4 protein-coding genes are annotated in these 2,910 nt (G+C 63.9%); all 4 read right to left on the reverse strand.

All coding sequences use genetic code 11. The annotated features are described in order from the left end of the window. Positions 1-1,475: AAA family ATPase (locus CGK74_RS14435; RefSeq protein ID WP_240498738.1), on the reverse strand; the 1,475-nt coding region annotated here is incomplete at its 3' end. Further along, positions 1,472-1,711 carry a hypothetical protein gene (locus CGK74_RS14440; RefSeq protein WP_094269153.1) on the reverse strand — a complete coding sequence of 80 codons (240 nt, stop codon included), beginning with the start codon at positions 1,709-1,711 and terminating at the stop codon, positions 1,472-1,474. The genes CGK74_RS14440 and CGK74_RS14435, both read right to left, overlap by 4 nt. Before the next feature lie 15 nt (positions 1,712-1,726). Beyond that, entirely contained in the window at positions 1,727-1,945 is a 219-nt protein-coding gene (locus CGK74_RS14445) for a helix-turn-helix transcriptional regulator (protein ID WP_094269154.1), read from the reverse strand. A 71-nt stretch (positions 1,946-2,016) separates the two neighbouring features. Then, positions 2,017-2,577 (reverse strand): hypothetical protein, encoded by a 561-nt coding sequence (locus tag CGK74_RS14450; protein ID WP_133091871.1) that lies wholly within the window; start codon positions 2,575-2,577, stop codon positions 2,017-2,019. Positions 2,578-2,910 lie beyond the last annotated feature (333 nt).

Here is a 2,910-nt window from a genome sequence, read left to right on the forward strand (position 1 = left end):
GTGTCGATGCAGACCACGCCACCCGCGAGGCCAGCGGCTTTTGCTTCGCGCGCGAGGTCGGCGCGATCCTCGGCTTTGCGCAGGTCGAGGGGGGCAGCGAGAAACCGCACCCGTTCAGCGGTGCCGTGCCGGCTTTGATGCGCCTGCACCCGTTGCGCGATGCCGTGCTCGCCTTCCAGGGCGACATACAGGACAGAGGCAGGCTGCACGCGGTAGTTGAACCACGGCCGGCCTGTTGCGATGGCGGCGAGCATGTCGATTGCCAGAAACGACTTGCCGGAACCGGGCGGGCCGTAGATCGCGGCGATGCCCTCTTGCGGCAGGACTCCGCGCACGCGCCAGCGCACAGGGGGAAGGGCTGCGAGTTCTTCGGCGGTCATCAGCCGGAACCGTTGCGGCGGTGCTTTCGGGTTGCGCAGCAGGGCGGCCAAGGCCTCGATGCCGTCCCTCTGGTGCAGGTCGTTGGCGTCGAAGTTCTGCGGACTGTCGGCGGGCATCTCCACCCAGGTGCAGCCGATCTCCTTTGCGATCCGGGCGCAGTGGATCTCCTTTCCCGCATCGGCCACCAGCACCAGCCGTGCGGCCGGGTAACGAGTTCGGAACGATTGGGCGATGTGCTGCATCCGGCCGGCGCCGAAACTCACCACGGCGGCGCATCCGGTCGCCTGGTTGCAGCTCCACGCCTGCCCGATGCCCTCGCAGATTGCGATGGTCTGCCCGGTGCCTGGTTGGGTGATGCGGCCCACCACGAAGGCGCCAGCCACCTGTCGGCCGGGGGCGTTCAGCTTCTTCCCTTCGGTCGGGATGAACTGCACCGTTTTCAGCTTGCCGGCCATGTCGAAGGCGGGGACCATCAGCGCGCCGTCGAGGGCTTGCCCGGCGATGCGCTCCGGGCCTCGATACACCTTCAGGCCGGCGGCGTTGCCTTGCTTCCTGGTGATGTACCCATGCGCGGCCGTCGCAGGCTCTCCGGCCTTCCATGCGCCTTCCACGTCGAAGGGCGACCGCTGGCCTTGCGTGGGGCGCTGCGGCGCTTGTGCGGGCTTCTGGCGCGTCTGGTGCGGTCGTTGCTGCGGGCCGTTGTGTTCCTGCCAGCCGGCGGACTTCGCCATTGCGTAGAGGGTGCCGGCCTGAATGGCGCCGTCCTCCTTGATGCTTCGCCACACGGCGGCGCAGTCGGCTTGCCCTGCGTAGTTGCCGGCGGTCGCGCTCCACTGGTCGAAGTCCTCGAACGTCAGGCCGGCGGATTTTGGCGCTTTGCCGTCGGCGAAGAACTCGTGAGGCTGCATCCCGAGTGCGGCGGCGATCTCGCTGAACTCGCATCCGGCATAGCAGTGCAGCAACACGCGGTCGCCCTTGTCGGCAATGGCGAGACTTGGCGAACGGTCCTCATGTGCGGGGCAGCACGCCACCCAGGCATCAGGCTTGACTTGTCGGACCTTCTCGAGTCGGTCGAGGATCGGATAGACGTTCATCGTGCCGCCCCCCACAGCCAGCCGGCGAGCATCATCAGGCCGGTGATTGCAAGCCAGGCCAGCGCCTCGGGCGTGGTGCGGCCGATCTCGCCACGCTTGCAAGCGATTGGGTCAGCGCGCCAGGTCAGCGGGTTATAGATGCCGCGCTCGGGTCCAGGTGCGATAGAATCAATGGAAGCAGTGTCCCCTTGGGGTGCGCTCTCGAAAGGGATCGCGCCCTTTTCTTTTTCGGTCATTGCCTGCGCCCTCCCTCAGTTGCCAGTGAGGACGCGGCGAATGTCACCAACGGACCAGAGGTTTTGAGAGTTGCCGATCTTGCGCGGCTTGGGGAACTGTCCGCGCTCGATCCAGCGATAGATCGTTGCGCGGGACTTGCTGGTGACTGCGAGGACGTTTGCAATATCGACCAGCGCAGAATCGGGCAGGCGGTCGAAGTGGCGCGCGGCGTCGGGAAGGTGTGCTGATTCCATTTGTGCTGTCCTGTCGTTATTTGAGACAGCACGGATTTTTTACCGCATCCGAATAGCAAAAAACCTTTGTGCTAGCAGGACTCCGATTTATTTTTTTCCCACTCGCGACACCAGTCAGTTATGGTCTTTTCGTCGGTTAAATGCTTGCATTGCTCCAGCATCTTGCGAGCAAATTCGGATTTGTACCGCTTATTGCCGGCGAGTCGGGCGGGCCAGGTCTTCCACTTTTCGTGGATGTAGTCCTTCTCTTTCTGCCTTGGGTCTCGGTTGCGTTTGGTATCGCCGCCCATAGAGGCCACCATTCGCGGACCTTCCACGAGTCCGGATAAAAGCCCCCCGGCTCTCGCGCCGCCGGCTTCTTTGTGGAGACTTTGGAGCGCCTGTTGAGCCGTTGCCAGCAAGGCGTGAACGTCTGGCGACATACCGAGACCGTGCGTCACCGTGTCAAGATGTGGCCGATACTCTCGTACAAGGTCATCCGCCTCGTTCCAGTGCTGACCGAAACTCCCCTCGAGGATAGACAGCAATCCGGACGCGAGGTCGAGCAAGTCCTCGCGGCTCATGTCCTTGATGCAATCCGCCCAGACATGGGCAGCTGCATCGTGTAGGTATGGGTTTGGAATTGTGGTCATCGCCCACCTTGCGGCGTCCTGGTAGAAGGTGCCACCCCAGGCCGGCCAGGTGTCCGGCTTTTCCCTCCGTCGAGGTAGGGGCGGCGTGATCGTGCCCGGAGCGATCCGGGCGGGTTGTCAGATCGCGTGCAAAGGCTTCGGCGGGGGGTCTTGCGGGAGCGATTGCAGCAAATCCGTGAGGGCTTCTGCCTCGTCGGCAAGGTCGCGCGCTGCCCAGGCTGCATTGTCGAATGCGTCATCGGCTACGTCATGGACAAGCTCGCGCGCACGGCCAAGCAGTGAGGTGATACGTAAGCGGTAACCGGGCGGCGTTCTTGCCTACTTCGAGCGCGG

The organism is Thauera propionica (genome assembly GCF_002245655.1).
Lineage (GTDB): Bacteria > Pseudomonadota > Gammaproteobacteria > Burkholderiales > Rhodocyclaceae > Thauera > Thauera propionica.